Annotated in this window: 21 protein-coding genes; 12 read left to right on the forward strand and 9 right to left on the reverse strand. The window is 70.6% G+C overall.

The features are described from left to right. Positions 1-7: 7 nt before the first annotated feature. Positions 8-1,558, reverse strand: a complete 1,551-nt coding sequence (gene hutH, locus QM720_RS00630; protein ID WP_415124084.1) for a histidine ammonia-lyase — start codon at positions 1,556-1,558, stop codon at positions 8-10. Positions 1,559-1,841: 283 nt separating this feature from the next. Here hutH and QM720_RS00635 point away from each other — a divergent pair, with 283 nt between their 5' ends. Genes QM720_RS00635 through QM720_RS00645 form a run of 3 tightly spaced genes read left to right on the forward strand, consistent with a single transcriptional unit; the run spans position 1,842 to position 3,671 of the window. Further along, complete coding sequence (locus tag QM720_RS00635) at positions 1,842-2,189, forward strand: hypothetical protein (protein WP_415124086.1); 348 nt, start codon at positions 1,842-1,844, stop codon at positions 2,187-2,189. Between the two features lie 19 nt (positions 2,190-2,208). Further along, positions 2,209-2,907 carry a hypothetical protein gene (locus tag QM720_RS00640; RefSeq protein WP_415124088.1) on the forward strand — a complete coding sequence of 233 codons (699 nt, stop codon included), beginning with the start codon at positions 2,209-2,211 and terminating at the stop codon, positions 2,905-2,907. Then, complete coding sequence (locus QM720_RS00645; RefSeq protein WP_415124090.1) at positions 2,886-3,671, forward strand: IclR family transcriptional regulator; 786 nt, start codon at positions 2,886-2,888, stop codon at positions 3,669-3,671. The genes QM720_RS00640 and QM720_RS00645 overlap by 22 nt, the downstream gene beginning before the upstream one ends. Before the next feature lie 12 nt (positions 3,672-3,683). On the opposite strand, the gene QM720_RS00650 is transcribed toward QM720_RS00645, so the two are convergent. After that, on the reverse strand, positions 3,684-4,685 hold the full coding sequence (locus QM720_RS00650) for a LacI family DNA-binding transcriptional regulator (protein WP_415124092.1): 1,002 nt from the start codon (positions 4,683-4,685) through the stop codon (positions 3,684-3,686). Between the two features lie 132 nt (positions 4,686-4,817). Between QM720_RS00650 and QM720_RS00655 the strand changes: the two genes are divergently transcribed. Genes QM720_RS00655 through QM720_RS00670 form a run of 4 tightly spaced genes read left to right on the forward strand, consistent with a single transcriptional unit; the run spans position 4,818 to position 9,943 of the window. Next, a complete protein-coding gene (locus tag QM720_RS00655; RefSeq protein ID WP_415124094.1) occupies positions 4,818-6,077 on the forward strand; it encodes a sugar ABC transporter substrate-binding protein in 1,260 nt (419 codons plus the stop codon). A 4-nt stretch (positions 6,078-6,081) separates the two neighbouring features. Next, positions 6,082-7,188: a carbohydrate ABC transporter permease gene (locus QM720_RS00660; protein WP_415124096.1), complete on the forward strand. Its 1,107-nt coding sequence runs from the start codon at positions 6,082-6,084 to the stop codon at positions 7,186-7,188. Next, positions 7,185-8,036: a carbohydrate ABC transporter permease gene (locus tag QM720_RS00665; RefSeq protein ID WP_415124098.1), complete on the forward strand. Its 852-nt coding sequence runs from the start codon at positions 7,185-7,187 to the stop codon at positions 8,034-8,036. The genes QM720_RS00660 and QM720_RS00665 overlap by 4 nt, the downstream gene beginning before the upstream one ends. Continuing rightward, positions 8,033-9,943 (forward strand): glycogen debranching N-terminal domain-containing protein, encoded by a 1,911-nt coding sequence (locus QM720_RS00670; RefSeq protein ID WP_415124100.1) that lies wholly within the window; start codon positions 8,033-8,035, stop codon positions 9,941-9,943. The genes QM720_RS00665 and QM720_RS00670 overlap by 4 nt, the downstream gene beginning before the upstream one ends. 7 nt (positions 9,944-9,950) lie before the next feature. Here the strand turns inward: QM720_RS00670 and QM720_RS00675 are convergent, their stop codons facing one another. Continuing rightward, the gene (locus tag QM720_RS00675) at positions 9,951-10,430 is read right to left on the reverse strand and encodes a YbaK/EbsC family protein (protein WP_415124102.1); all 480 of its coding nucleotides are present in this window, start codon (positions 10,428-10,430) and stop codon (positions 9,951-9,953) included. An 88-nt stretch (positions 10,431-10,518) separates the two neighbouring features. Here QM720_RS00675 and QM720_RS00680 point away from each other — a divergent pair, with 88 nt between their 5' ends. Further along, positions 10,519-11,844 carry a HupE/UreJ family protein gene (locus QM720_RS00680; protein ID WP_415124104.1) on the forward strand — a complete coding sequence of 442 codons (1,326 nt, stop codon included), beginning with the start codon at positions 10,519-10,521 and terminating at the stop codon, positions 11,842-11,844. A gap of 17 nt (positions 11,845-11,861) precedes the next feature. On the opposite strand, the gene QM720_RS00685 is transcribed toward QM720_RS00680, so the two are convergent. The 3 genes from QM720_RS00685 to QM720_RS00695 all read right to left on the reverse strand — a co-directional run bounded on the left by QM720_RS00685 (position 11,862) and on the right by QM720_RS00695 (position 15,032). Further along, positions 11,862-12,170, reverse strand: coding sequence for a hypothetical protein (locus tag QM720_RS00685; protein ID WP_415124106.1), 309 nt, complete (start codon positions 12,168-12,170; stop codon positions 11,862-11,864). Further along, positions 12,167-12,949: a WxL protein peptidoglycan domain-containing protein gene (locus QM720_RS00690; protein ID WP_415124108.1), complete on the reverse strand. Its 783-nt coding sequence runs from the start codon at positions 12,947-12,949 to the stop codon at positions 12,167-12,169. Before QM720_RS00690 ends, QM720_RS00685 begins: the two co-directional genes overlap by 4 nt. 103 nt (positions 12,950-13,052) lie before the next feature. Further along, entirely contained in the window at positions 13,053-15,032 is a 1,980-nt protein-coding gene (locus tag QM720_RS00695; RefSeq protein WP_415124110.1) for a fibronectin type III domain-containing protein, read from the reverse strand. A 209-nt stretch (positions 15,033-15,241) separates the two neighbouring features. On the opposite strand from QM720_RS00695, the gene QM720_RS00700 reads away from it, so the two are divergent. Next, entirely contained in the window at positions 15,242-15,892 is a 651-nt protein-coding gene (locus tag QM720_RS00700) for a hypothetical protein (RefSeq protein WP_415124112.1), read from the forward strand. Between the two features lie 98 nt (positions 15,893-15,990). After that, positions 15,991-17,589, forward strand: coding sequence for an AMP-binding protein (locus tag QM720_RS00705; RefSeq protein WP_415124114.1), 1,599 nt, complete (start codon positions 15,991-15,993; stop codon positions 17,587-17,589). A 124-nt stretch (positions 17,590-17,713) separates the two neighbouring features. Here QM720_RS00705 and QM720_RS00710 read toward each other — a convergent pair whose 3' ends face one another. Beyond that, positions 17,714-18,730, reverse strand: a complete 1,017-nt coding sequence (locus QM720_RS00710) for a zinc-dependent alcohol dehydrogenase (protein ID WP_415124116.1) — start codon at positions 18,728-18,730, stop codon at positions 17,714-17,716. A 78-nt stretch (positions 18,731-18,808) separates the two neighbouring features. Here QM720_RS00710 and QM720_RS00715 point away from each other — a divergent pair, with 78 nt between their 5' ends. Next, positions 18,809-19,405, forward strand: coding sequence for a TetR/AcrR family transcriptional regulator (locus QM720_RS00715; RefSeq protein ID WP_415124118.1), 597 nt, complete (start codon positions 18,809-18,811; stop codon positions 19,403-19,405). A 32-nt stretch (positions 19,406-19,437) separates the two neighbouring features. Here the strand turns inward: QM720_RS00715 and QM720_RS00720 are convergent, their stop codons facing one another. Both QM720_RS00720 and QM720_RS00725 read right to left on the reverse strand, forming a co-directional pair. Then, entirely contained in the window at positions 19,438-19,647 is a 210-nt protein-coding gene (locus tag QM720_RS00720; protein ID WP_415124120.1) for a hypothetical protein, read from the reverse strand. Positions 19,648-19,889: 242 nt separating this feature from the next. Then, positions 19,890-21,452, reverse strand: coding sequence for a DUF222 domain-containing protein (locus QM720_RS00725; protein ID WP_415124122.1), 1,563 nt, complete (start codon positions 21,450-21,452; stop codon positions 19,890-19,892). Positions 21,453-21,635: 183 nt separating this feature from the next. On the opposite strand from QM720_RS00725, the gene corA reads away from it, so the two are divergent. Further along, a complete protein-coding gene (gene corA / locus QM720_RS00730; RefSeq protein ID WP_415124124.1) occupies positions 21,636-22,598 on the forward strand; it encodes a magnesium/cobalt transporter CorA in 963 nt (320 codons plus the stop codon). The last annotated feature ends 13 nt before the right edge of the window (positions 22,599-22,611 follow it).

Raw genomic sequence — 22,611 nt, forward strand, 5'->3', positions numbered from 1 at the left:
TGGAGGCTCAGGTCGTGGCGACGGATGCCGCCGAGGCGACGGCGCCCGACAGCACGAGTTCGGTGGCCAGCTCGATGTCGGGGCTGACGACGTGGTCGGGGCCGGGCCCCGCGATGCCCGCCGCGCGCACGAGGTCGCGCACGGCGCCGGTGGCCGGGGCGGGCCGCAGCGGCGCCCGCAGGTCGAGGGCGCGGCATCCGGTCACGAGCTCGATCGCGAGCACGCGGGCGAGCCCGTCGACGCCGCGGCGGAGCTTGCGGGCCGCGGCCCAGCCCATCGAGACGTGGTCCTCCTGCATGGCCGACGAGGGGATCGAGTCGACGGATGCCGGCACCGCGAGGCGCTTGAGCTCCGACACGATGCCCGCCGCGGCATATTGCGCGATCATGAGGCCCGAGTCGACGCCGACCTCGTCGGCGAGAAACGGCGGCAGGCCGTTGCTGCGCGTGCGGTCCAGGGCCCGGTCGGTGCGCCGCTCGGCCACCGACGCCGTGTCGGCCACGGCGATCGCGAGGAAGTCGAGCACGTACGCCACCGGCGCGCCGTGGAAGTTGCCGTTGGACTCGACCCGCCCGTCGCCCGTGACGACCGGGTTGTCGACGGCCGACGCCAGCTCGCGCGCCGCAATCGTGCGGGCGTGCTCGACCGTGTCGCGGGCGGCGCCGTGCACCTGCGGCGAGCAGCGCAGCGAGTAGGCGTCCTGCACACGGGTGCAGACGGCGGGGTCGCGGTGGCTCGCGACGATGGGCGAGCCCTGGAGGAAGGCGCGCAGGTTCGCGGCGGATGCCGCCTGCCCGGCCTGCGGGCGCAGCGCCATGAGGTCGGCGGCGAAGACGGCGTCGGTGCCGAGCTGGCTCTCGATCGACATCGCCGCGGTGAGGTCGGCGACCGTCAGCAGGTTGTCGAGGTCGGCGAGCGCGAGGCACAGCATGCCGAGCATGCCGTCGGTGCCGTTGATGAGGGCGAGTCCCTCCTTCTCCTCCAGCACGAGCGGCGCGATGCCCGCGGCCGCGAGGGCCTCGGCGGCGGGGACGACGGCTCCGGCCGCGTCGCGCACGTCCCCCTCGCCCAGCGCCGCGAGCGCGACGTGCGCCAGCGGGGCGAGGTCGCCCGAGCAGCCCAGCGAGCCGTACTCGCGCACGATCGGGGTGATGCCGGCATTCAGCATCGCCGCGTACGTCTCCGCGACGACGGGGCGCACGCCCGTGTGCCCCGTGGCGAGGGTCTGCAGGCGCAGCAGCATGAGCGCGCGGACGACCTCGCGCTCGACCTCCGCACCCGTGCCGGCGGCGTGCGAGCGGATGAGGCTCGCCTGCAGCTGGCGGCGGCGCTCGGGCGCGATGAAGGTCGTCGCGAGCGCCCCGAACCCGGTGGAGATGCCGTAGTGCGGTTCCGGGTCGTCGGCAAGCCGCTCGATGAGGGCGCGGGATGCCGCGACCCTCTCCCGCGCGTCGGGATCGAGGTCGACGCGGGCGCCGTGGCGGGCGACGGCCACGACGCCGGCGACCGTCAGCGGGGCGCCGCCGATGACGACGGATGCGAGGGTGGTGCTGGCCATGCTCCGATTCCAGCCCACGACGCTTCCCGCCGCCACCCGGATGTGGCACTCTGTGTCTGTGATCCCAGATGAGCGCGGGGAACCGCAGGTGCCCGCCCAACGAACTCGGGCAGAGCATCATGAGCGCCTGCTGGTACGACGGCGAGGAATCCGCTGGCGTGGAGCGTCGGTGCGACAGAGGGAGACGGAGCCTAGCCGGCCGGTAGCCTGGCGGAGATGTTCCGCAGGCACGGCGACAAGTCCAAGCGCAACGTGAGCGAGGTGCAGAACCTCGACTCGGGCGATGTCTCGCATCCGCTGCAGGGCGGCTGGAAGGAGGATCTACAAGAAGGACAGCCTCGACGCCTGCGGCCCGGGGAACAACGGCACCGCCTACGTGTTCCCGACCGACCAGTTGGACAACGTCATCCGGGAGGCCGCCGGAGACCCGCACAGGCTCGCTGCAGCGCTGGGCCTACCCGACGGGTTCTTCGAGGGCGGCACCGACCTGGACGCCTGGATCCCCGGCGGATACCTGCCCAGCGGCATCCCCGAGGCCGTGATCGACATCCCCGAGACGGCGACGGGCGTGAAGAACGGCGAGTACATCCCCACGCTCTGGCCGGGTAGCCCCCGGAATCTCACACTGTAGGAGACGCATGGATCTCGACATGGATCTGCACCGGGACCGACCCGCCGCGTTCGGCCCGGATTCGGTCGCTGCGGGATCTCTGTTGCCGTTCGAAGGACGCACGCTGATCACCCGTGCCGACGGGCTGCCGCCCGCCGTGCTGGATGCCGAGCGCGACGGCTGGTTGTCGCCGGAAAACCCGATCCTCGTACGCGGGCAGGCGAGGATCCTGCCGCTCGCGTGGCGCGCAGACCCCGCAGGCGGGGGTGGCACCGGCGTCTCACCGGAGGAGATCGCCGCTTTCGCATCGGCGATGCACTCGGCGGGGATGTACTGGGCGGGCAGCGGAAACGTTCCCGACCTGGACGAACGGCGCAGCGACAGCCTGGGCTCATACCTCGCGGCGCTCCGAGCCTCGGGCGCGACCCGGGTTCACTGGTGGACGTACTCGGAGGCCACCGGCATCGCGCTGGTGTGGGCCGGCGCCGAGGCTGAGGGGACGATGTCGCTGGCACTGCACGTCGTGCCCGCCGGATGGGTATCAGAACCGCGCGCCGGCACGCCGGTGTCCGGCATCGACCTGCGCTGGTCCTGGGCGGATGTCGTCATGCTGTTCGCCGGGCGGGACCAGGCGGCCGATCGCACCGCGGTCACCCCGTGGAGACCGTCGGTCGGCGAGTGCGCGGCCCGCCCACGACGCTTCCCGCCGCCACCCGGATGTGGCACTCTGTGTCTGTGATCCCAGATGAGCACGCCGAACCGCAGGTGCCCGCCGCCGACCAGACGCTGCGGATCCTGTCCTTCCTCGCGCGCCAGCGCGGGCCGGTCGCGGCGCGGACGATCGTGGAGCACCTCGGCATCCCGCGGTCGAGCGTGTACCACCTGCTCGCCGCGATGGCCCAGCACGGCTTCGTGGTGCATCTGGACGCCGAACGCCGGTGGGGCCTGGGCGCCGCAGCGTTCGAACTGGCGGGCGGCTACGCGCGGCAGCAGCCGCTCGCACGCCTGGGCCGGCCGCTCGTGGCGGCCCTCGCCGACCGCACCGGCGAGAGCGCGCACCTGGCCGTCATGGCGGGCCGCGACGTGCTGTACATCGTCGAGGAGCGTGCACCGCGCCGCCCGGCCCTCGTCACCGACGTCGGGGTGCGCCTGCCCGCGCACCTGACCGCGACCGGCCGCGCGATGCTCGCGATGCTCCCCCGTGAGCAGGTGCGGGCGCTGTACCCGGATGCCGGATCCTTCGCCGACCGCACCGGCCGCGGCCCGCGGCGCCCCGGCGAGCTGCGCGAGGTGCTGCGAGCGACCCGCAGGGCCGGGCACGCGAGCGAGGACGGCGAGGTCACGCTGGGCTTCCGCTCCGTCGCGGTCGCCGTGCGCGATCACACCGGGTGGCCGGCCGCGGCCCTCGCCGTGACCTGGCCCGACGAGAGCCGCCGCGACGGCGGCGAACTCGCGGCGGTCGCCGTGGCGGCGGCAGCAGAGCTGGAGCGGCGGTTGCGCTGAGCCTCGCGTCTCTCATCTCACGACGAGCCGCGGCGTCACCAGCACGTGCGCCCGCCCGGGCTCGGCGGCGCGCGGCACGATCGACGTTCCCGAGCCCAGCAGCAGATCGAGCGTTCCCGCGGCGACCTGCTCGGGCAGCTGCTCGACGCTCGACAGGCCGAGCGCCTCGGCGGCCGGGGTGTTGTCGAAGCCGATGACCGGCAGCGACGGGCGCCCGGCGGCGACGGCCGCGAGGTGGGCGCCGATGGCGAGCGAGTCGCCCGCGCACACGATGGCGTCCAGGCTCTGCTGCGGCAGCGCGGCGGCGACGGCATCCCGCGCGTTCGCGACGTACTCCTCGCTCGTGAGCCGGACGAGCCCGGGCACTGCGCCCATCGCCTCGCGCCAGCCGCGCTCCCGGTCGTCTCCCGTGGCCGAGCCCCGCGGCCAGCCGAGGAACGCGACGCGGGGGCCCGCCGCCTGCAGCGCATGACGGGTCGCCTGCGCGGTGCCCGCGGCGCCGTCGACGTCGACCCAGTGATGGGCCGGCGCACCCAGGTCGTCGGCGCCCCAGGGGCGCCCGAACGAGACGAAGGGAAGACCCCGCTCGATCAGCCATTCGGCGCGCGGGTCGCCGGGAAAGGTGTCGGTCAGCACGACGGCGTCGATGTCGCCGCCGTCGCTGAGATCGGCCATGCGCCGGATCTCCTCGTCGGGCGTGCGCGCCGCGTACAGCATGACGCGCAGCCCGCGCTCGCCCGCGCGCTCGGTCAGCGCGTGGACGAAGCGGTCGAGCACGACGCCCGAGATGCCGCCGGTGTAGGGGTTCAGGTGCACGCCGATCGTCGAGCTGCGGCGCGTGCGCAGGCGCCGCGCCGAGGCGTGCGGCGCATAGCCGAGGCGCCGGATGGCGTCCTGCACGCGCTCGCGCGTGGCCTCGCGCACGATCTGCGGCGAGTTGACGACGTTGCTCACCGTCTGCCGCGAGACACCGGCGGCCCGGGCGACATCGTCGATCGTCACGGATCGGCTCATGGCACACCTCCCTGCGAATAAGGCTTGACGGGCTTGTGCCTTCCCTCTATCTTGGCAAGCATCCCATAATTTGAACGATCAAAACCGGCATCCGGGTCGCAGTTTGATCGTTCAAGCGACAAAGGAGACGCGATGAAGCGACACACAGCACGGACGCTGCTCGCCGCGGGAGGACTGGCTCTGGCCACGTCGCTCGCGCTGACAGGCTGCGGATCGGGGTTCGACGACGAGAGCTCGACGGGCACCGCGGCACCCGGCGACCTCACCTCCTCGGACGACGCCCTCACGATCATGATCGGATCCAGCGGCGACGCCGAGACCAAGGCCGTGGAGGATGCCGTCGCCGCCTGGTCGAAGCAGTCCGGCACCGACGCGAGCGTCGTGGTCGCGACCGACCTCTCGCAGCAGCTCTCCCAGGGCTTCGCGGCGGGCTCGCCGCCGGACCTCTTCTACCTCTCCACCGACGCGATCGCGGGCTACGCGAGCAACGGGTCGCTGAAGGCCTACGGCGACCTGCTGTCGAACAAGAGCGACTTCTACCCCTCGCTCGTGCAGAACTTCACCTACGACGGCCAGTTCTCCTGCGCCCCGAAGGACTTCTCCACGCTGCAGCTCATCATCAACGAGGGCCTGTGGGAGCAGGCAGGGCTGACGGATGCCGACATCCCCACCACGTGGGACCAGCTCGCCGACGTGGCCGCCAAGCTCACCACCGACACCACGACAGGTCTCGTCTTCGGCGGCGAGTTCGCCCGGATCGGCGTGTTCATGGCGCAGGCCGGCGGCCGGCTCGTCTCGGAGGACGGCACGACCGCCGAAGCGAACAGCGACGCCAACGTCGAGGCGCTGACCTACGTGCAGGACCACCTCAAGGACGGCACCTTCGCCTACGCGTCCGATGTCGGCGCCGGGTGGGGCGGCGAGGCGTTCGGCAAGCAGCTGGGCGCGATGGTGATCGAGGGCAACTGGATCACCGGCGCGATGGGCGACTACCCCGACGTCAAGATGAAGGTCGCCGAGCTGCCCGCCGGCCCCGCCGGACAGGGCACGCTGCAGTTCACCAACTGCTGGGGCATGGCCGCCGACAGCCCGAACCAGAAGGCCGCGCTCGACCTCGTGGAGTACCTGACCACATCCGACCAGCAGCTCGCCTTCTCGAAGGCCTTCGGCCCGATGCCGTCGGTGCAGTCCGCCGCCGAGACCTGGAAGACCGACAACCCCGACCTGGCCGCCTTCCTCGACGGCGCCGCCTACGCTCAGGGCGTGCCGACCAACAAGGGTGCCTCCGACGTCATCACCGACTTCAACGCACAGCTGGAGTCTCTGAAGACGGGCGACCCGAAGACGATCCTCGACTCGGTGCAGTCCAACCTCGAGGCCGTCGTCGGCTGACCTCATGACCACGACTGTCGCTCCGGCGGCGACGTCGTCCGGCCCGCGCTCTCCTCGGCGGCCCCGCTCCAGCGGGGTCCGCCGGGGAGAGACCGGCGCCGGGTGGCTGTTCGTCTCGCCGGTGATCCTGATTCTCGGCACGTTCCTGCTGATCCCCGTGCTCATGGCCCTCTGGGTGAGCTTCTCCGACTGGACCGGGCGCGGCAGCCCGCTCTCGTCGCACGTCACCTTCGTCGGATTCGACAACTACGCCGCCATCACCACCGGCGGCGGCCTGCAGGAGCGCGACTTCGGCCTGGCTCTGCGCAACAACGCCTGGTACGTCCTGCTGGTCGTGCCGCTGCAGACGGCGCTGTCGCTGTTTCTCGCGGTGCTCGTGAGCCGCCGCATCCTGCGTGCCCGCGGGTTCTTCCGCACCGCCTTCTACTTCCCCTCGGTGACGAGCTCGGTCGCGATCACGGTGCTGTGGCTGTTCCTGTTCTCGTTCACCGGCCCGATCAACGCGATCCTCGCCTGGTTCGGCGCGGAGGGCCCGAACTGGTTCAACGACCCGCGCGGCATCTTCCAGCTCGGCGCGTCGGGCGGCCCGGAGTGGCTGACCTCCGCCACGTTCCTCGGGATCTCGTGGTGGGAGTGGCTCTCCGGCCCCTCCGTCGCGATGCTGGCCCTCATCCTGATGGCGATCTTCACGACCAGCGGCACGTTCATGCTGCTGTTCGTCGCGGCGCTGCAGAATGTCGGCTACGAGCTGACCGAGGCCGGCATGATGGACGGCGCGAACGCGTGGCAGCGCTTCTGGCGCATCACGCTCCCCCAGCTGCGTCCCACGCTGTTCACGGTCATCACCCTCGGGCTCATCGGATGCTGGCAGGTCTTCGACCAGATCTACACCGGCACCCAGGGCGGCCCCGCGAAGACCACGATGACGCCCGCCTACCTGTCCTACACGGCGGCGTTCCAGAACCAGAACTGGGGCATCGGCGCGGCGATCGCCTTCATCCTGTTCGCGATCATCATCGCCTTCACGCTGTTCCAGCGCTGGGCGCTGCGGGAGCGACCGGTGTCGAAGCGGCGCGCCCGCGCGTACGAGCCGAAGAGGGTGTCGTCATGATCGAAGCCCGCCGTTTTTCCCTGCGCAGCGTCGGCGGTCAGGTGCTGCTGTACGCGCTGCTGCTGCTCATGGCGCTCGTGTACATCTACCCGTTCCTCGTGCAGGTCGCGACCTCGTTCAAGACCGAGCAGGAAGCGGCGATCGACCCGATCTCGCTCATCCCCGAGACGTTCACGATGGCCGCCTACGAGCGGCTGTTCCTGCACAGCGACTTCCCGCTGTGGTTCGCCAACTCGGCGGTCGTGACGATCTGCGTGACGATCGGGCGGGTGTTCTTCGTGTCGCTGGCCGGCTACGCGCTCGCGCGGCTGAACTTCCGCGGCCGCAGCATCGTGTTCGCCCTCGTCGTGGGCGTCATGGCGGTGCCCGGGGTCGTGCTGCTCATCCCGAAGTTCCTCGTCCTCAACCAGCTCGGCCTGTACGACTCGTACGCGGGCATGATCCTGCCCCTCCTCGTGGACGCCGCGGGCGTGTTCATCATGAAGAACTTCTTCGAGTCGATCCCGGCATCCGTCGAGGAACAGGCCCGCATCGACGGCGCGGGCACGTTCCGGGTGTTCTGGTCGATCGTGCTGCCGATGGCACGGCCGGCGCTCGTCACGATCGTGATCTTGTCGTTCCAGGGGTCGTGGAACGAGCTGAGCCACTTCATCGTCGCGACGCAGTCCCCCGATCTGACAACCTTGACCAAGGGCGTCGCGTCGCTCGCGTCGGGCCAGCTCAGCCAGGGCACGCAGTACCCGCTGAAGCTCGCGGCGGCGGCGATCATGACGATCCCGGTCGCGGTGCTGTTCTTCATCTTCCAGCGGCGCATCATGAACACGAGTGAGGGGGCGGTCAAGGGATGACGGCAGGCCTGCAGCCATTCCTGGCCGACCGCGTGGTCGCACTGTCGGCCCCGACCCAGGCCTGGTCGGGGCACGACGGCGACATCGGCACGGCGGCGATCGACGGCGTCTACCACGGCGACGCCCGCTTCCTCCGCGGGGCTCGGCTCGACTACGCGGATGCCGACGGGCACTGGCACGCGCCCGAGCCGATCGCCTGGTCGACGCCCGGAGCCGGCGGCGTGCGCTTCGACGCGCTGCTGCGCGCCGTCGACGACGCGTGGCCCGACCCCAAGGTGCGGCTCGTCCGCGAGCGGCGCGTGACCGACGGCGTCGTCACCGAGACCGTCACGGTGCACTCCCACCTGGACACCCCGCTGCGGCTCGGGCTGCGCGTGCGCCTGCAGCCCGACTTCTCGTCACTGCAGGATGTCAAAGCCGGGGTCGCGGTCGACGAGGCTTCGCCCTGGGCGGTGGAGGCGGCGGCGGACGGATGCCGGGTGCGCTCGGCCGGCGGCGCCGGGCTGGAGCTGTCGGCACCGGGCGCGGAGGTCGCCGTCGGCGACGAGCTCGTGGTCGCGTGGCGGCTGCAGCTCGCACCGCGCGGGGCCGCGTCGGTGACGTGGTCGGTGCGCATGGACGACCCGACCCTCGTCGTGCGCGGCGCGCGCGGCGCGGCGCCGTGGGCATCGCCGGTGCTGGCCGAGGCGCTCGAGGGTCGCGACGGTCGGCTGCGGCACTGGCTGCGGCGGGCACTGGAGGACCTCGACGGGCTGCGGCTGGCCCTGCCCGACCACCCCGACGACGAGTTCTTCGCGGCCGGCGCGCCGTGGTTCTTCACGCTGTTCGGCCGCGACTCGCTGTGGGCGGCGCGATTGCTGCTGCCGCTGGACGGGAGGATGGCGGCATCCACTCTGCGCGTCCTGGCGCGCCTGCAGGGCCGGGCCGTCGACCCCGCGACCGCCGAGCAGCCGGGCAAGATCATGCACGAGCTGCGCGCCGGCACGCTCGAGCTGCCCGGCGAGAGCATCGTGCTGCCGCCGCTGTACTACGGCACCGTCGACGCGACGCCGCTGTGGGTGTGCGTGCTCGCCGAGGCGGCGGCATCCGGCATGCCCGAAGACGAGGTGCGCGACCTGCTGCCGGCGATGGAGGCCGCCCTGCAGTGGATCACGACCAGCGCCGGCGACGACGGCTTCCTCGACTACATCGACGAGACCGGGCACGGCCTGTCCAACCAGGGCTGGAAGGACTCCGGCGATTCGATCCAGTGGCGCAGCGGCACTCTCGCCCAGGGGCCGATCGCGTTGTGCGAGGTGCAGGGCTACGCTTACGAGGCCGCCCTCGGCGGCGCCGGGCTGCTCGACCGGTTCGGCCGGCCCGGCGGCGACGCCCTGCGCGAGTGGGCGGCGGGCCTGAAACGGCGCTTCGCCGAGCGGTTCTGGGTCACGACGCCCGAGGGCCGCTATCCGGCCGTCGCGCTCGACCGCGACGGGCACGCCGTCGACACCCTGACCACCAACGCCGGGCACCTGCTCGGCACGGGCCTGCTCGACCCCGACGAAGAGGCCGGCGTCGCGACGCTGCTCACCGGTCCCACCATGTCGTCGGGCTTCGGCCTGCGCACGCTGTCCGCCGACGCCGCCGGCTTCTGGCCGCTCAGCTACCACGGCGGCAGCGTCTGGGCGCACGACACCGCGATCGTGGCGCGCGGCATGGCGCGGGCCGGGCTGGATGCGCCCGCGCGTCAGGTGGTCGACGGGCTGCTGGCGGCGGCCGAGGCGTTCGCGTACCGCATGCCCGAACTGCACGCCGGCGACGCGGCGGCCGACGTGCCGCGTCCCGCGCCCTATCCCGCGGCGTGCCGCCCGCAGGCCTGGTCGGCGGCGGCGGCGGTCACCGCCTGGGACATCCTGCGCCGGGCGTGAGTGGCGTTCAGTCGACCTGGGCGACCGTGCCGCCGGTGAGGCGGACGAGCTCGTCGAAGGTCAACGGGAAGACGGTGTGCGGCGTGCCGCCCGCGGCCCAGATCTCCGGGTAGGCGGCGAGCGCCTCGTCTACGACGGTGACGAGCGGCGCCGGGTGGCCGGTCGGAGCGACGCCGCCGATGGCCTGACCGGTCGCCTCGCGCACCTGTTCCGGCGTCGCGCGCTGGATCTTGCCGCGGCCGAGGCGGCCGGCGAGCGCGGCGGTGTCGACACGATGCGCGCCGCTGGTCATGACGAGCAGTGCCTCCCCGTCCGACCAGAAGACGAGGCTGTTGGCGATGGCGCCGACCTCGACCCCGAGCGCCTCGGCCGCGAGGACGGCGGTGGAGGCGGCATCCGGCAGCACGACGATGTCGCCTGCGATCCCGGCCGCCCGCAGGGCGTCGTGGACGAGTCGGCTGCGGACGGGGAGATGATCGGCGCTCACCCCCTCACCCTATCCAGCCGGCCTGTCCGTCTCCGACCGGTCGCCTGAGGTTCGCCTGCTGTTCTCCCGCGCCCGCTAGCGTCGCGGCGTGAACTCCGTCGTCTCGCGCAGCCTCCGACCCCTTCCGATCATCGCGGTGCTCGTCTTCGCGGTGCTGCTCGTCCTCGCGCCCGCTCAGCGCGCGGCCGCCCATCCGGCCGGCACGACGGGCGTGTTCGTCACCGTGCAGTCCGACGCCGTCGTCGTCGAGATGCAGATCCAGAAGGCCGGTTTCGTCGCGGCCACCGGCTACGACATCCCCACCGACCAGGCGGCTCTGGACGCCGTGTCGGACAACCTGATGACGTTCATCCTGAATCGGGTCAGCGTGCGCGACGACGCATCGACCCTGACGGGAGAGGTCATCGAGCCGCCCGAGTTCCGGGCGGTCAACGACGAGGATGCCATCGTCACCACGATCCGGTACGCGGACGGGGACCGTGAGATCTCGGGCCGCATCGTGCTCGACTACGCCTTCATCCTCGACGTCGTCCCGGCGCACCAGGTGTACGTCGCGCTCGTGAGCGACTGGAACGACGGACGCGTCGAGGAGGGCGAGCCCGAGATCGTCGGCGTGCTCGGCGGCGGCGTGACGGAGCTCGCCCTGGAGCGCACGGCGCCCGATCCCTGGCGGGGGTTCTTCGCCGTCGTGCGGCTCGGCATGCTGCACATCGCCGAGGGCACCGACCACCTGCTGTTCCTCGCGACCCTGCTCGTCGTCGCCCCCGCCGTCGCGGTGCGGGGCCGCCGCGGGCTGCGCTGGACGCAGCCGATCCCGGTGCGCAAGACGATCGCACGGGCGACCCTCATCATCACGTCGTTCACCGCCGGCCACCTCGTCACTCTCGCCCTCGTCTCGCTCGGCGTCATCTCGTTCCCGACGAAACCGGTCGAGATCCTCGTGGCGGTCTCGATCATCGTGGCGGCGGTCCATGCCGCCTGGCCACTGCTGCCCCGCGGGGAGCTGCTCATCGCCGGGGTCTTCGGCCTCGTGCACGGGACGGCGTTCGCGACGACGATCCTCGACCTGAATCTCGGGTTCGGTGAGAAGCTCGTGGCGATCCTCGGGTTCAACCTCGGCGTCGAGCTCGCTCAGCTCATCGCCGCCGTGCTCGTCCTGCCGCTGCTGATCTGGCTGTCACACGCGCGCGCGTACGCGGCGTTCCGGTTCGCCACGGCGGGCGTCGCGGTGGTCGCAGCCTCGGCGTGGATCATCGGCGTCCTCACCGACCGGGACTCCGCGCTGCAGCCGGCGTTCGACCAGATCGCGCGGTTCCCGCTCGTGTCCTACGCCCTGCTGGTCGCGCTGGTCGCCGTGCTGTGGGCGGTCACGCGGATGCCGCGATCACCGCAGTGGCCCGCCGCGGAGGCGTGAGGAAAGCGTCGACCCGTCTACTCGGCCGATGCGGTCACCGCGGTAGCACGCTCCTGCTCCAGCGCCTGCGCGACGGCCGCGTCGATGCGGGCCTGCTCCCGGGCCGCGAGCTCCGCACGGCGCCGACGGCGACGGCGCAGCCAGAGCCAGGCCAGCGCAGCCACCAGCGCGAGCAGCACGAGCAGCGACCACGGGATCGCGGCGCCCACCGCCGATCCGCTGACGTCCGCGATCGGCGAGGTCGAGCCCGACGCGTCGACGACGAAGGGCGTCGCCGTGGCGGTCGCGAACAGCGCGAACAGCGGCGCGACGCCCGGGACGGTCACCGTCTGTGTCCACGACTCTCCCGGGAGCAGCTCGGGGACGTCGCCGGGGTCCACGGCATCCATCGGGAACAGGCCGAAGGGCCCGAGACCTGCGCCGCCGGATGGGCGGAGATCGCGGTGTTGCCGACGTTGTGCAGCGTGTAGGTGATGGTGGCGTCCGCTCCCGCGAACGGGTTCAGTCCGCCGCCCCACGTGACGACGGTGTCTTCGACGGCGAGCGCGGGGGCGAGCTCGCCGCCCACCCGCAGGTTGACGCGGATGCCGAGGCGTCGGTCCACGTTGACCCCGGCCGCGGCGTCGGGCACCGTGAGCGACGTCACGATTCCGCCGGCGTAGTCGCCCGGAGTCGCGGCATCGGGCACGGCGACGGTGAACGGCACGGTGACGTCCTCGCCGGGCGCGACCGTGATGACGCCGTTCTGCGGCGTGATCCACGCGCCGATCGCCTTCGACGGCTCGTCCGCCACGAGGAGTGAGAGCTGCCCGTCGTCGGAGGTGAATCCGTCGGAGGCGTAGACCTCGAGCGTGACGGGATCGGTGCCGTGGTTGGCGACGACGAGCGCATCCGTCAGCGACCCGCCGGGGTCGATCGTGTAGGTGAAGTTCGTGCGGTCGCTGCCGAGCGAGTTCGACGCGGTGCGGACGGTCCACGTGACCTCGTCGGCGGCGGCCGCCGCGGAGACGGGGAGGACCGGCAGCAGCAGTGCGGCGATGGCCGCGCCGACGAGCCACGCGCGACCGGCGCGCCGCGACGAGGCGGTGAGGGAGGGTGCGTTCACGATGAGGTCTTTCGGATGCGGGTGGAAACGGGTCGATCCGTGGGTGAGGGGAAAGGAGCCTCACCCACGGATCCGGTGTGGTCGGGTCTGTCCCGACCGAGGCTCAGCCCGCCAGCGCGGTGAGCGTCAGGGTGGCGCGGTACGTGCCCTTCGCGGTCTCGGTGGGCAGCTTCAGGTCGAGATCGGCGCCCAGCGTCGCCGAGCCCTTGTCGTGACCCTGCGCCGCCGAGCCGAGCACGCGGCTGATCGACAGACCCTTGCCGCTGTCGAAGCCTGAGCCGACCGCGGCGCCCGCGACGGCTCCCGCACCCGGGGTGAGCACCTTCGGGGTCCAGCCCAGGTAGCTGCCGGAGAAAGTCTTGTCCGCGTCGGTGAAGTCGCCCAGCTGCGCGCTCAGCGACCACGGCGCCAGCGACCGGCGCGTGTCCGACACGGCGATCGGGTTGATCTCGCCGGCGGCCTCGAAGTAGCCGTCCTTCTCCTCGGCGGTGCCGAGGTCGACGAGGCCGTTGTGCCCGTCGATCGTCCAGCCGAACTCACCCGGAGCCGCCGTCGGGACATCGACCTGGATGTCCTCGCCGCCGCCGTGGTAGGGGTGGATCGTCACCGAGTCGATGATCGAGCCGACTCCGCCGGCGGGCGCCGTGTAGCCCTCGCCGTCGGTGCCGCAGCCGACCTTGCCGAGCTCGGATGCCGCGTTCGGCGCGTCGCACGTGCCCGAGCGGATGCCCTCGACCACGAGCTGGTCGGCACGCACCTGCACCTTGACGTAGCTGCGCACGTGCTCCTGGTTCTGCACCGAGTTGTACCAGTACTCGTCGGGCTTGAGCGGGTCGGCGCCGTTTCCGGCACCGCTCGTGCCGCTGTTGTCGGGCGCGGTGATGTCGTAGTACTTCGAGCCCGAGGCCGAGTTGGCCGTCATGTAGATGACGCCGCCCTCGCCGACGAACACGTCGTTCTGGCCGGGCTGCTCGTCGGGGTTGGCCTTCTCGCCGTTCTTGATCTCGTAGCTGCGGGTGTACACGTGGTCGTGGCCCTGCAGCACGAGGTCGACGCCCAGGTTCGAGAACGTCGTCGGGAAGTCCACGCGGCGGATCTTGTTGTCGGCATCCTTCGCGTGGTCGGCGGCCGAGTAGATCGAGTGGTGGTAGACCAGCACCGTGTACTTCGCGTCGGCGCCGTGCGCGTTAATGACGTCGGTCACATACTGCACGTGCGCGGCGTCGCCACCACCGGTGGCGGAGTTGTAGCTGTTGCTGTTGAGGTCGATGAACAGCACGTCCTTGTAGATGTACCAGTAGTCGCCGCCCGAGGTCGTCGACTTCTTGGCGGCCTCACGGTAGTAGGCGTCGGAGTAGTCGGTGTTGGGCGTGTAGAAGTGCTGCTCGTACGCCTTGCCGCCGACGTCGTGGTTTCCGATCGTGGCCGCCCACGGGTACTGACGCAGCTGATCGGGCGCGAGGAACGCATCCCACTGCGACTCGACGTTGGCCGTCTCGACCTGGTCTCCGCCGGAGACCAGGATCTCGACGTCGGGGTTGGCGGTCAGCGCGACGTTCAGCGTGTCGGCCCAGCCCGCGCCGTCCTTCGCGACGTCGCCCGACGCGCCGATCTGCGGGTCGCCGAAGAAGAGGAAGTCGAAGTCGCCCTCGAACGACTGCGTCCGGAAGGAGTACACCGGCGACCAGTTGCCGTCGGAGCCGACGCGGTACGAGTACTGCGTGTCCTCCTGCAGGCCGGAGAGGATCGCGTGACGGTTGTAGCCGCCGCTCGTCGCGATGTTGGCGGTGCCGGTGGCGGCGAACGTCGTGACGGAGCCGACGAAGTCGCCGCCGACGAGTGCCGACGTGGGCGCCACCTGGACGACCTGGGCGGAGTCGGCCGAGGTGTACCAGGTCACGGAGCGCTGCGACTCGTCCGAGCCGACGCCGAGGACGATCCCGGTGTACGACGCGGTCGCGTCGGCGTGCGCGGCGGTCGGGACGGCGAATGCGCCACCGATCACAACTGCCGCGCTGACCGCGGCGGCGGACAGCCAGAGCGCCGCCCGGCCCGCGGGGCGCGGGGAGACTTCCAGAAGCATGGATGTTCCGTTCTCTTGCAGATATGGATGCCGGATGAGATCCCGATGTGACGGGTGTCCCGACAAGCCACGCTCGACCCGCAAGGTTGCCATCGGATGAATGCCGGGTGACCCGCACGGGTGCATCTGCGAACGTTCTGCCACGTTCCCTCCCGCAGAGGCTTCGGGGGCGGCATGCTGGAGAGACCTCCCCACAGCAAGGAACCACCGTGCCCGTCCCTGCCCGCCTCGCGGCGATCGCGCTCGCCGCGCTCGTCACCGTCGCGGTCGTGGGCTGTGCCGCATCCGGTCCCCATCCGGCGACGACGGCGATCGGCACCCCCGCGGCGGGTTTCGCCCCGTTGTCGGCGCCGAGCCCGGAGGCGACGGTGAACCCGATCAGCGGCTCGTGGGACGGCGTGCGCCCGTCGCCCGGCTACCGAATCGTGCTGCTGTCCGGAGGTGACGATCCCACGTCCGCGGCGCTGAGCGACGCCGTTCACGCCTGGGCGGACGAGGTGGATGCCGACCTGCGCACGGTGTCGGCGGAAGACGACGCCATCGGCGGGATCGTCGAGGCGATGGACCTGGAACCGGAGCTCATCGTGAGCGTCGACGACGGCCTGATCGATGCGCTCGCGATGGTCACGCCGAACCACCTCGAGGTGCCCTTCCTCATCCTCGGGGCGGAGCTGGCCGAGCCCACCTACAACGTCACCGCCGTCGACTGGACCGGAGCCGGCTTCCGCGGCGAAGGACTCGGCACCGCGACCCACTTCGACGCGGAGTCCTTCACGCCCGAGCGCTGCGCCGATGCGATCCGGGCCGGCACGACCGCCGTGCTGACCGGGATGACCGGCGTCGTGCTGTGGATCGACTGACCGGAACCGGGTGCCACCGCGGGCGGCACCGAGTGGCATGATGGACGTGTCCGGCGGTGCCGCCGGAGCATCCGTGGCCGTTCGAAGGAGATCGCCCCGTGTTCACCAGCCCGTTCCCCGACATCGAGATCCCCGACATCTCGGTCTATGACGACCTGTTTGGCTCGCTGACCGCCGAGGATGCCGCCCGCATCGCCCTCATCGATCCGGCCACCGGCGCGCAGACGACGTACGGGGCGCTCAAGGCGCAGGTCGACCTGTTCGCCGGCGCCCTCGCCGCCCGCGGCGTCGGTGTCGGCACGACCCTCGGCCTGCTGTGCCCGAACGTGCCCGCGTTCGCGACGGTGTTCCACGGCATCCTGCGCGCGGGGGCGACCGTGACGACGCTCAACTCCCTGTACACCCCGGGCGAGATCGAGAAGCAGCTCCGCGACGCCCAGGCCACGTGGCTCATCACGGTGAGCCCGCTGCTCCCCCAGGCGAAAGCGGCGGCCGCCGCGGTCGGCATCGCCGACGACCACCTGATCGTCCTCGACGGTGCCTCCGAGGCAGAAGAGGGCCACCCGAATCTGCGTGAACTGCTCACCGAGGGCCGCCCCGCCCCCGACGTGAGCTTCGACCCGGCCACCCACGTCGCCGTGCTGCCGTACTCGTCGGGGACGACCGGCATCCCCAAGGGCGTCATGCTCAGTCACCGCAACCTCGTCGCCAACGTCGCCCAGTGCCGCGTCAGCATCGACCTGCACGACGTCGACCGGGTGCTCGCGGTGCTGCCGTTCTTCCATATCTACGGCATGACGGTGCTGCTCAACCTCGCCCTCAAGCAGCGCGCGAGCCTCGTGACCATGCCGAAGTTCGACCTCGTCGAGTTCCTCACCAACATCCAGAAGTTCCGCTGCACCTACCTGTACATCGCCCCGCCGATCGCGGTGGCCCTCGCCAAGCATCCGATCGTCGACCAGTTCGACATCTCCACCGTGCACACGGTGTTCTCCGGTGCGGCGCCGCTCGACGGCGAGACCGCCGAGGCGGCGGGCCGGCGCTTGCACACCCGGATGATGCAGGGGTACGGCATGAGCGAGCTCAGCCCCGTCTCGCACGCGATGCCCTACCAGCGCGACGACATCCCGGTCAGCTCTGTGGGCGTCATGCTCGCCAACGAGCAGTGCAAGCTCGTCGATCCCGAGACCGGCGAGGAGATCACCGAGTTCGAGGCGAACGGCGAGACCCGCCCCGGCGAGCTGTGGATCAAGGGGCCGAACGTCATGCTCGGATACCTGAACCAGCCCGAGGCGACCGCGGCCACCCTCGACGCCGACGGATTCCTGCACACCGGCGACGTCGCCACCTACAACGAGGGCGGCTGGTTCTCGATCGTCGACCGCGTCAAAGAGCTCATCAAGTACAAGGGCTACCAGATCGCCCCGGCAGAGCTGGAGGCGCTGCTGCTGTCGCATCCGAAGGTGATGGATGCCGCCGTCATCGGCGTCAAGGCCGACGATGGCGAAGAGATCCCCAAGGCGTTCATCGTAGCCGCGCCCGACTCGGGCCTGACCGCCGACGACGTGATGGCGTTCGTGACCGAGCAGGTCGCACCGTACAAGAAGGTGCGCCGGGTCGAGTTCGTCGACGCGATCCCGAAGTCGACGTCGGGCAAGATCCTCCGCAAGGACCTGCGCGCCCGCGAGGCGGCCTGACTCAGCCCACCGCGCGGTGGACGCCGGCGGCGACGAGGGCGCGGTCGGATCCGGCGATGTAGTCGCCGTGCTCCACGAGCGCGCCAGCATGCGGTCGCGCACCGGCGCGGTTGGGCGGATGCCGTCACTCGAAGACGACGGTGACCTTGTCGGCGGCGCCGGGCGTGGCGGCGAGGGCGAGCGCCTCGAGCGCCCGGTCGAACGGCAGCACGTCGCTGATGATGAGCCGGTACTTCTCCCAGTTCGCGGCGATGTCGTCGGTCACCTCGAAGATCTCGGTCGGGTACCCCATCGACCACACGAGGTTCAGCTCGGTCGCGAGGATGTCGGCGAAGTCCAGCTCGACCGGCTTCTTGTGCACGGCGACGACGCCGAGCGTCGCGCCGTGCTTGGCCATCCGGGTCACCGCCTCCGGCACCGCGGCGACACCGGCGGCATCCAGATAGACGTCCGTCGCGGGACGCACTCCGCGCACGTGCGCCGTGGCGCCGTCGCCGTGCAGTTCCACGAGGCGGGCCGCGACGTCCTCGGTCGCGGAGTCGATGACGGCATCCGCACCGATTTCGAGCGCCTTGGCCAGCCGCTCCGGAATGACGTCGACGACCACGATGTGCTGCGCGCCCTTGCGGCGGTAACCGAGCAGTGCCCCCAGTCCGATCGGGCCGGCGCCGAAGATCGCGACCTTCGCGCCGGGCTGGGGCTGCGTGCGGTTGACGGCGTGCAGCGCGACGGCCATCGGCTCGTTGAGCGCGGCGACCTCCCACGGCACCTCGTCGGGGATGACCTTGAGCTGACGGCCCGGCACGAAGTCGCGGACGACGACGTGCGGGGTGAGGGCGCCCTGCGCGCCGCCCGAGCCGAGCAGTCCGTCACTGAAGGCCATCGTGTCGATCACGACGTGGTCGCCGACGGCGACGCCGGTCACCTCGTCGCCGATGGCGACGACCTCGGCGGCGGGCTCGTGGCCGAGCGGCGTCGCGCCTTGGCGGGGCGGGATGCCGCCCACGTGGGCGTAGAAGGCGTCCGAGCCGCAGATGCCGCAGGCGCGAATTGCCAGGAGCACGTCGCGGGAGCCGATCGTGGGCTCGTCGACCTCCACCCATTCGATGCGGTCGACACCTGTCACGTAGACGGATTTCATGATCGTCCCTTCCTGCTCGATAATCAATAATCTAACACAGTTCGGAAATATGGGGCAGGATGCGCGAAGATGGTCGTGATGAGCACGAGAGGCCCGGGGCGACCGCGTGAGACCTCGCACGAGGAGATCCGCGAGATCGCCCGCGTGCTGTTCACGGCGCAGGGCTACGCCGCCACGTCTCTCGCGCAGATCGCGAAGGCCGCCGGGATCAGCCGCACGACGCTCTTCGAGTACTTCCCGGCCAAGCGCGACCTGATCTGGGAGGAGTTCGAGTCCGGACTGGCCCGACTGCGGGCGAGCCTCGACGGGGAGCCCGCGCGACCACTGGTCGAGATCATGGCGACCGCGATGATCGCCGCCGCCGACTACCCCGCGCAGGAGCACGACGCGCTGCGCCTGCGCTGGAGACTGACGCAGGACGATCCCGAGCTGCGGGCGTACACCGCCGTGCGCACGGAACAGCTGGTCGGGCTGATCGTCGATCGGGGTCGGCGTCACAGCCCTGACGTCGACCCCGAACTCATCGACCATGTGGCCCGCGCCCTTGTCACGGTCGCCGCGCGCTGCGTCGAGACGTGGGCGCGGGCGGAGAGACCCGAGACCGGGCTCGCAGACCATGTTGCGGCCGGCCTCGCACCGTTCACTGCGGCGCTACGACCACTGCTCCCCTCATGACGCGAGCGCACACTCGAGGGAGGGCCGGGTGATCAGCTCGAGATAGTGGCCCGAGGGGTGATCTGGGCGTAAGCCCGGTCGAAGTGGGCGTCGTCGACGAGATACGCGTAGTGCCGCGGCGAGAACTCCATCGGCGGAGCCGCGAACTGCAGCAAGACGCCGTCGGCGAGCTGAACGTTGACGAACGGACCCCATGAGGGAGCCTCGTCGGCTTCGAGCAGGTCGCGATAGAACTCCGCCATCCCGGCGCGCCGATCGAGGCGATGATGGTGTGGTTGAAGTGTGCCGTCATGATTCTCCTTGTATCGTCCGGGTGAATCCAGGTCACTCACACAAGGAGGAGCGCGGATCAGGGCACGACCAGATCGCCGTTCCGGGAGCGGCCGACAGCGGCCTGGCTGGTCATCATCCTCACAAGGTTGCCTTGGCCGCGACAGTGATCCTCGACGAGCGAGGCCAGATCGCTGCACGGAGACAATGCACCCTAGAACGGTGGTGGGTCGATGTCGGATCTGTATCCGGTGGGGGTGACCCAGTACATGCGGCCGGTGTCGTCGCGGTGGAGCCCCCACCGGGTCTCATCCTTGATCGGATGATGCGCGGGGCATTCCGGGGTGAGGTTGTCGCGTGAGGTGGTGCCGCCGTCGGCCCAGCGGATCCTATGGTCGAGGTCGCAGGTGTCAGAGGGTCTCTGGCAGCCGGGGAACGCGCAGGTCGGGTACTGGATCCGGATCAACCGCTTCAAGTCCTCCGGCACCTTGTACGCTTTCCGGTCCACGTCCATCACCGTCCCGGTCACCGGGTGGGTCAGCACCCGAATCCAGGTGTCCGCGGTCGCGGCGAGGGTCTTCGCGGTGTCCAGATCAATCGGCCCAAACCCGTCGAGGGTCGCCGGCTCGTCAGAGTGCCCCATCAGGGTGAGCACCGGGATGGTGACGCGGACAGTCGGCACGATCCCGGATGACGGGCTGTCGGGATCTTTCGCCACGGCGTGCGCGCCCTGGGAGAACAAGCCGAACAGAGCGTCGGCGCGCAACTGCGCTTTCGTGCGGGTCTCCCCATCGACGGTCGCGAGGTGGGTGGCGAGGTCGTCGATGTGCGCGTCGATCGCGTGGATATCCGCGGCGGGGCCGATCACGCTGAGCTGCGCCATCCCATCCAGCAGCGGATCCACCCACACACAACGACCATCCGCCGCCCGGGCGTGACGCTCCTGCAACGGCTCCCGGTACGCGCGCTCCCGCGCGGCACGGGCACGGGTCCGGAACCTCCCGGGCGCGGCCGTCGCCGCGAACCCGGACACCGCATCATCGAAGGCCGCCCAGGAGGCGGTGTCATCGTCGGGGAGGGACGCGGCCAGGTCGACCGTGATGCGGATGTTCTGCTCCGACACCTCACCCGCCACACACAACCCCCACACACGGGGGCAGCGGCAGGAGAGCACCGCGGCGCGCTGCGCACGCGCCCGCACCTGGTTGTCCGTCAGACTCACCCGCACGGCGATGTCCGCCGCCGCAGACCGCACCGCAAGGTTCCGCCGCCGGGCACGCACCGTCCCGACCGTCTCACCCTCCCGCCGCGGCTGCCACAACCGGTCCAGGGTCGGGTCGGGACCCACCCACGGGTCCGGGTTCTCCGCCGCCCGCACCAGAATCCGGTGGAACAACGCATCCTGCGCCACCACCGCCGCCCGCGCGGCACGCACGACCGCATGCACGTCGAGGATGTCCTGCCCATCACCCATCACCTCATCCAACGCCACAGCGTCGGGCGAGTCCGGGGCGACATCGCCAGCCCACACGGCATCCACACGCTCGACAGCCCACGCATTCTCTGCCGCGACATATGCCGCCGCGAAGTCCGGGTCAGCCCACAACTCGGCCAGCGGATCAACCTCCGCCGACGTGCTCCTGAACCTGACTTCCATACCCCCCACGATACGAAGGGCCACCGACATTCCGACCCCGAAAAGACCCCTCACACAGCCAGAAACATCACGAATAGGTAACGAATCCGAGGGCACCGCGGCGCACGAGCGCGACGGCATCCCGAACCCCTCCAACCCGCCCCGCGAGACCCACTTTTCACGTCGAGACCCGCGAACTGAACAGCGGTCTCGACGTGCAAAGTGGGTCTCGCCGTTCAGGGGCGGAGCGGAGGCCGATGCGGTCGTCGGACATCGTCGGCGGACAGTACACCGATTTCCGGCCGCACCCCGGAGAATCGACGTATGCATGTGCTCACCTCCATCGACGACGATTCGATCCGCGACCTGTGCCGGCAGGGCGAGTTCTTCTGGCTCGATCTCACCGCACCCACCGAGGCGCAGATCCAGCACCTCGGCGAACTGCTCGGCCTGCACCCCCTCGCCGTGGAGGACAGCATCCAGTTCGAGCAGCGCCCGAAGCTCGACGTCTACGGCGACTATGCGCTCCTCGTCCTGCACGGTGGCGTCGAATCGAAGCCCGAAGACGAGAATCAACGCCCGGTGGAGGAGATCCACTGCTACCTCAGCGGCACCTGGATCGTCACGCTGCACCGCGCCGCATTCGCCGAGCTGCAGCGCTTGGCGCCGCTGCTGCAGCAGGGCGGGGCCGCCAGGAGCGAGCAGTACTACTGCTACAAGGTGATCGACGCGATCGTCGACAGCTACTTCCCGATCCTCGCCGACCTCGATGAGGACATCGACGACCTCGAAGACGCCATCGTCGCCGAGACGAAGGGCCGCCAGCTTCAGGAGATCTTCCGGCTCAAGCGCCTGCTGCTGCAACTGCGGAAGTCGGTCGTGCCGATGCGCGACGTCTTCGCTCGCCAAGCCGATCAGATCGCCGACCTCGGAGGACTCGAGGGCGACAGCCACGACTACTTCCGCGATGTCTACGACCACCTCATCCGCATCACGGACGAGCTCGACTCGTATCACGAGATGGTCGCGAGCTGCACCGACCTCTACCTCTCGACGATCGCGAACCGGCAGGGCGAGATCTCCAAGCAGTTGACGATCATCGCCTCGGTGTTCCTGCCGCTGACCTTCCTCACCGGCTTCTTCGGCATGAACTTCGACTGGGAGGTGGCGCACATCCTCAGCGGGCTGTGGTCGTTCCTGGTCCTCGGGCTCGGCACCATGCTCGTCTCGGCCGGGGCGATGTGGTGGTGGTTCCGGCACCGGGGATGGACCGGCCGCAACAGTTAGGTCGGCTCGCCGG

The organism is Microbacterium sp., from assembly GCF_047602155.1.
Lineage (GTDB): Bacteria > Actinomycetota > Actinomycetes > Actinomycetales > Microbacteriaceae > Microbacterium.

What these genes read in the sequence shown, in the direction of transcription:
- hutH (WP_415124084.1), bottom strand. Translation starts at nt 1,558, where the DNA reads ATGGCCAGCACCACCCTCGCATCCGTCGTCATCGGCGGCGCCCCGCTG.
- QM720_RS00635 (WP_415124086.1), top strand. Translation starts at nt 1,842, where the DNA reads ATGTCTCGCATCCGCTGCAGGGCGGCTGGAAGGAGGATCTACAAGAAG.
- QM720_RS00640 (WP_415124088.1), top strand. Translation starts at nt 2,209, where the DNA reads ATGGATCTGCACCGGGACCGACCCGCCGCGTTCGGCCCGGATTCGGTC.
- QM720_RS00645 (WP_415124090.1), top strand. Translation starts at nt 2,886, where the DNA reads ATGTGGCACTCTGTGTCTGTGATCCCAGATGAGCACGCCGAACCGCAG.
- QM720_RS00650 (WP_415124092.1), bottom strand. Translation starts at nt 4,685, where the DNA reads ATGAGCCGATCCGTGACGATCGACGATGTCGCCCGGGCCGCCGGTGTC.
- QM720_RS00655 (WP_415124094.1), top strand. Translation starts at nt 4,818, where the DNA reads ATGAAGCGACACACAGCACGGACGCTGCTCGCCGCGGGAGGACTGGCT.
- QM720_RS00660 (WP_415124096.1), top strand. Translation starts at nt 6,082, where the DNA reads ATGACCACGACTGTCGCTCCGGCGGCGACGTCGTCCGGCCCGCGCTCT.
- QM720_RS00665 (WP_415124098.1), top strand. Translation starts at nt 7,185, where the DNA reads ATGATCGAAGCCCGCCGTTTTTCCCTGCGCAGCGTCGGCGGTCAGGTG.
- QM720_RS00670 (WP_415124100.1), top strand. Translation starts at nt 8,033, where the DNA reads ATGACGGCAGGCCTGCAGCCATTCCTGGCCGACCGCGTGGTCGCACTG.
- QM720_RS00695 (WP_415124110.1), bottom strand. Translation starts at nt 15,032, where the DNA reads ATGCTTCTGGAAGTCTCCCCGCGCCCCGCGGGCCGGGCGGCGCTCTGG.
- QM720_RS00710 (WP_415124116.1), bottom strand. Translation starts at nt 18,730, where the DNA reads ATGAAATCCGTCTACGTGACAGGTGTCGACCGCATCGAATGGGTGGAG.
- QM720_RS00715 (WP_415124118.1), top strand. Translation starts at nt 18,809, where the DNA reads ATGAGCACGAGAGGCCCGGGGCGACCGCGTGAGACCTCGCACGAGGAG.
- QM720_RS00720 (WP_415124120.1), bottom strand. Translation starts at nt 19,647, where the DNA reads ATGGCGGAGTTCTATCGCGACCTGCTCGAAGCCGACGAGGCTCCCTCA.
- QM720_RS00725 (WP_415124122.1), bottom strand. Translation starts at nt 21,452, where the DNA reads ATGCCGTCGCGCTCGTGCGCCGCGGTGCCCTCGGATTCGTTACCTATT.
- corA (WP_415124124.1), top strand. Translation starts at nt 21,636, where the DNA reads ATGCATGTGCTCACCTCCATCGACGACGATTCGATCCGCGACCTGTGC.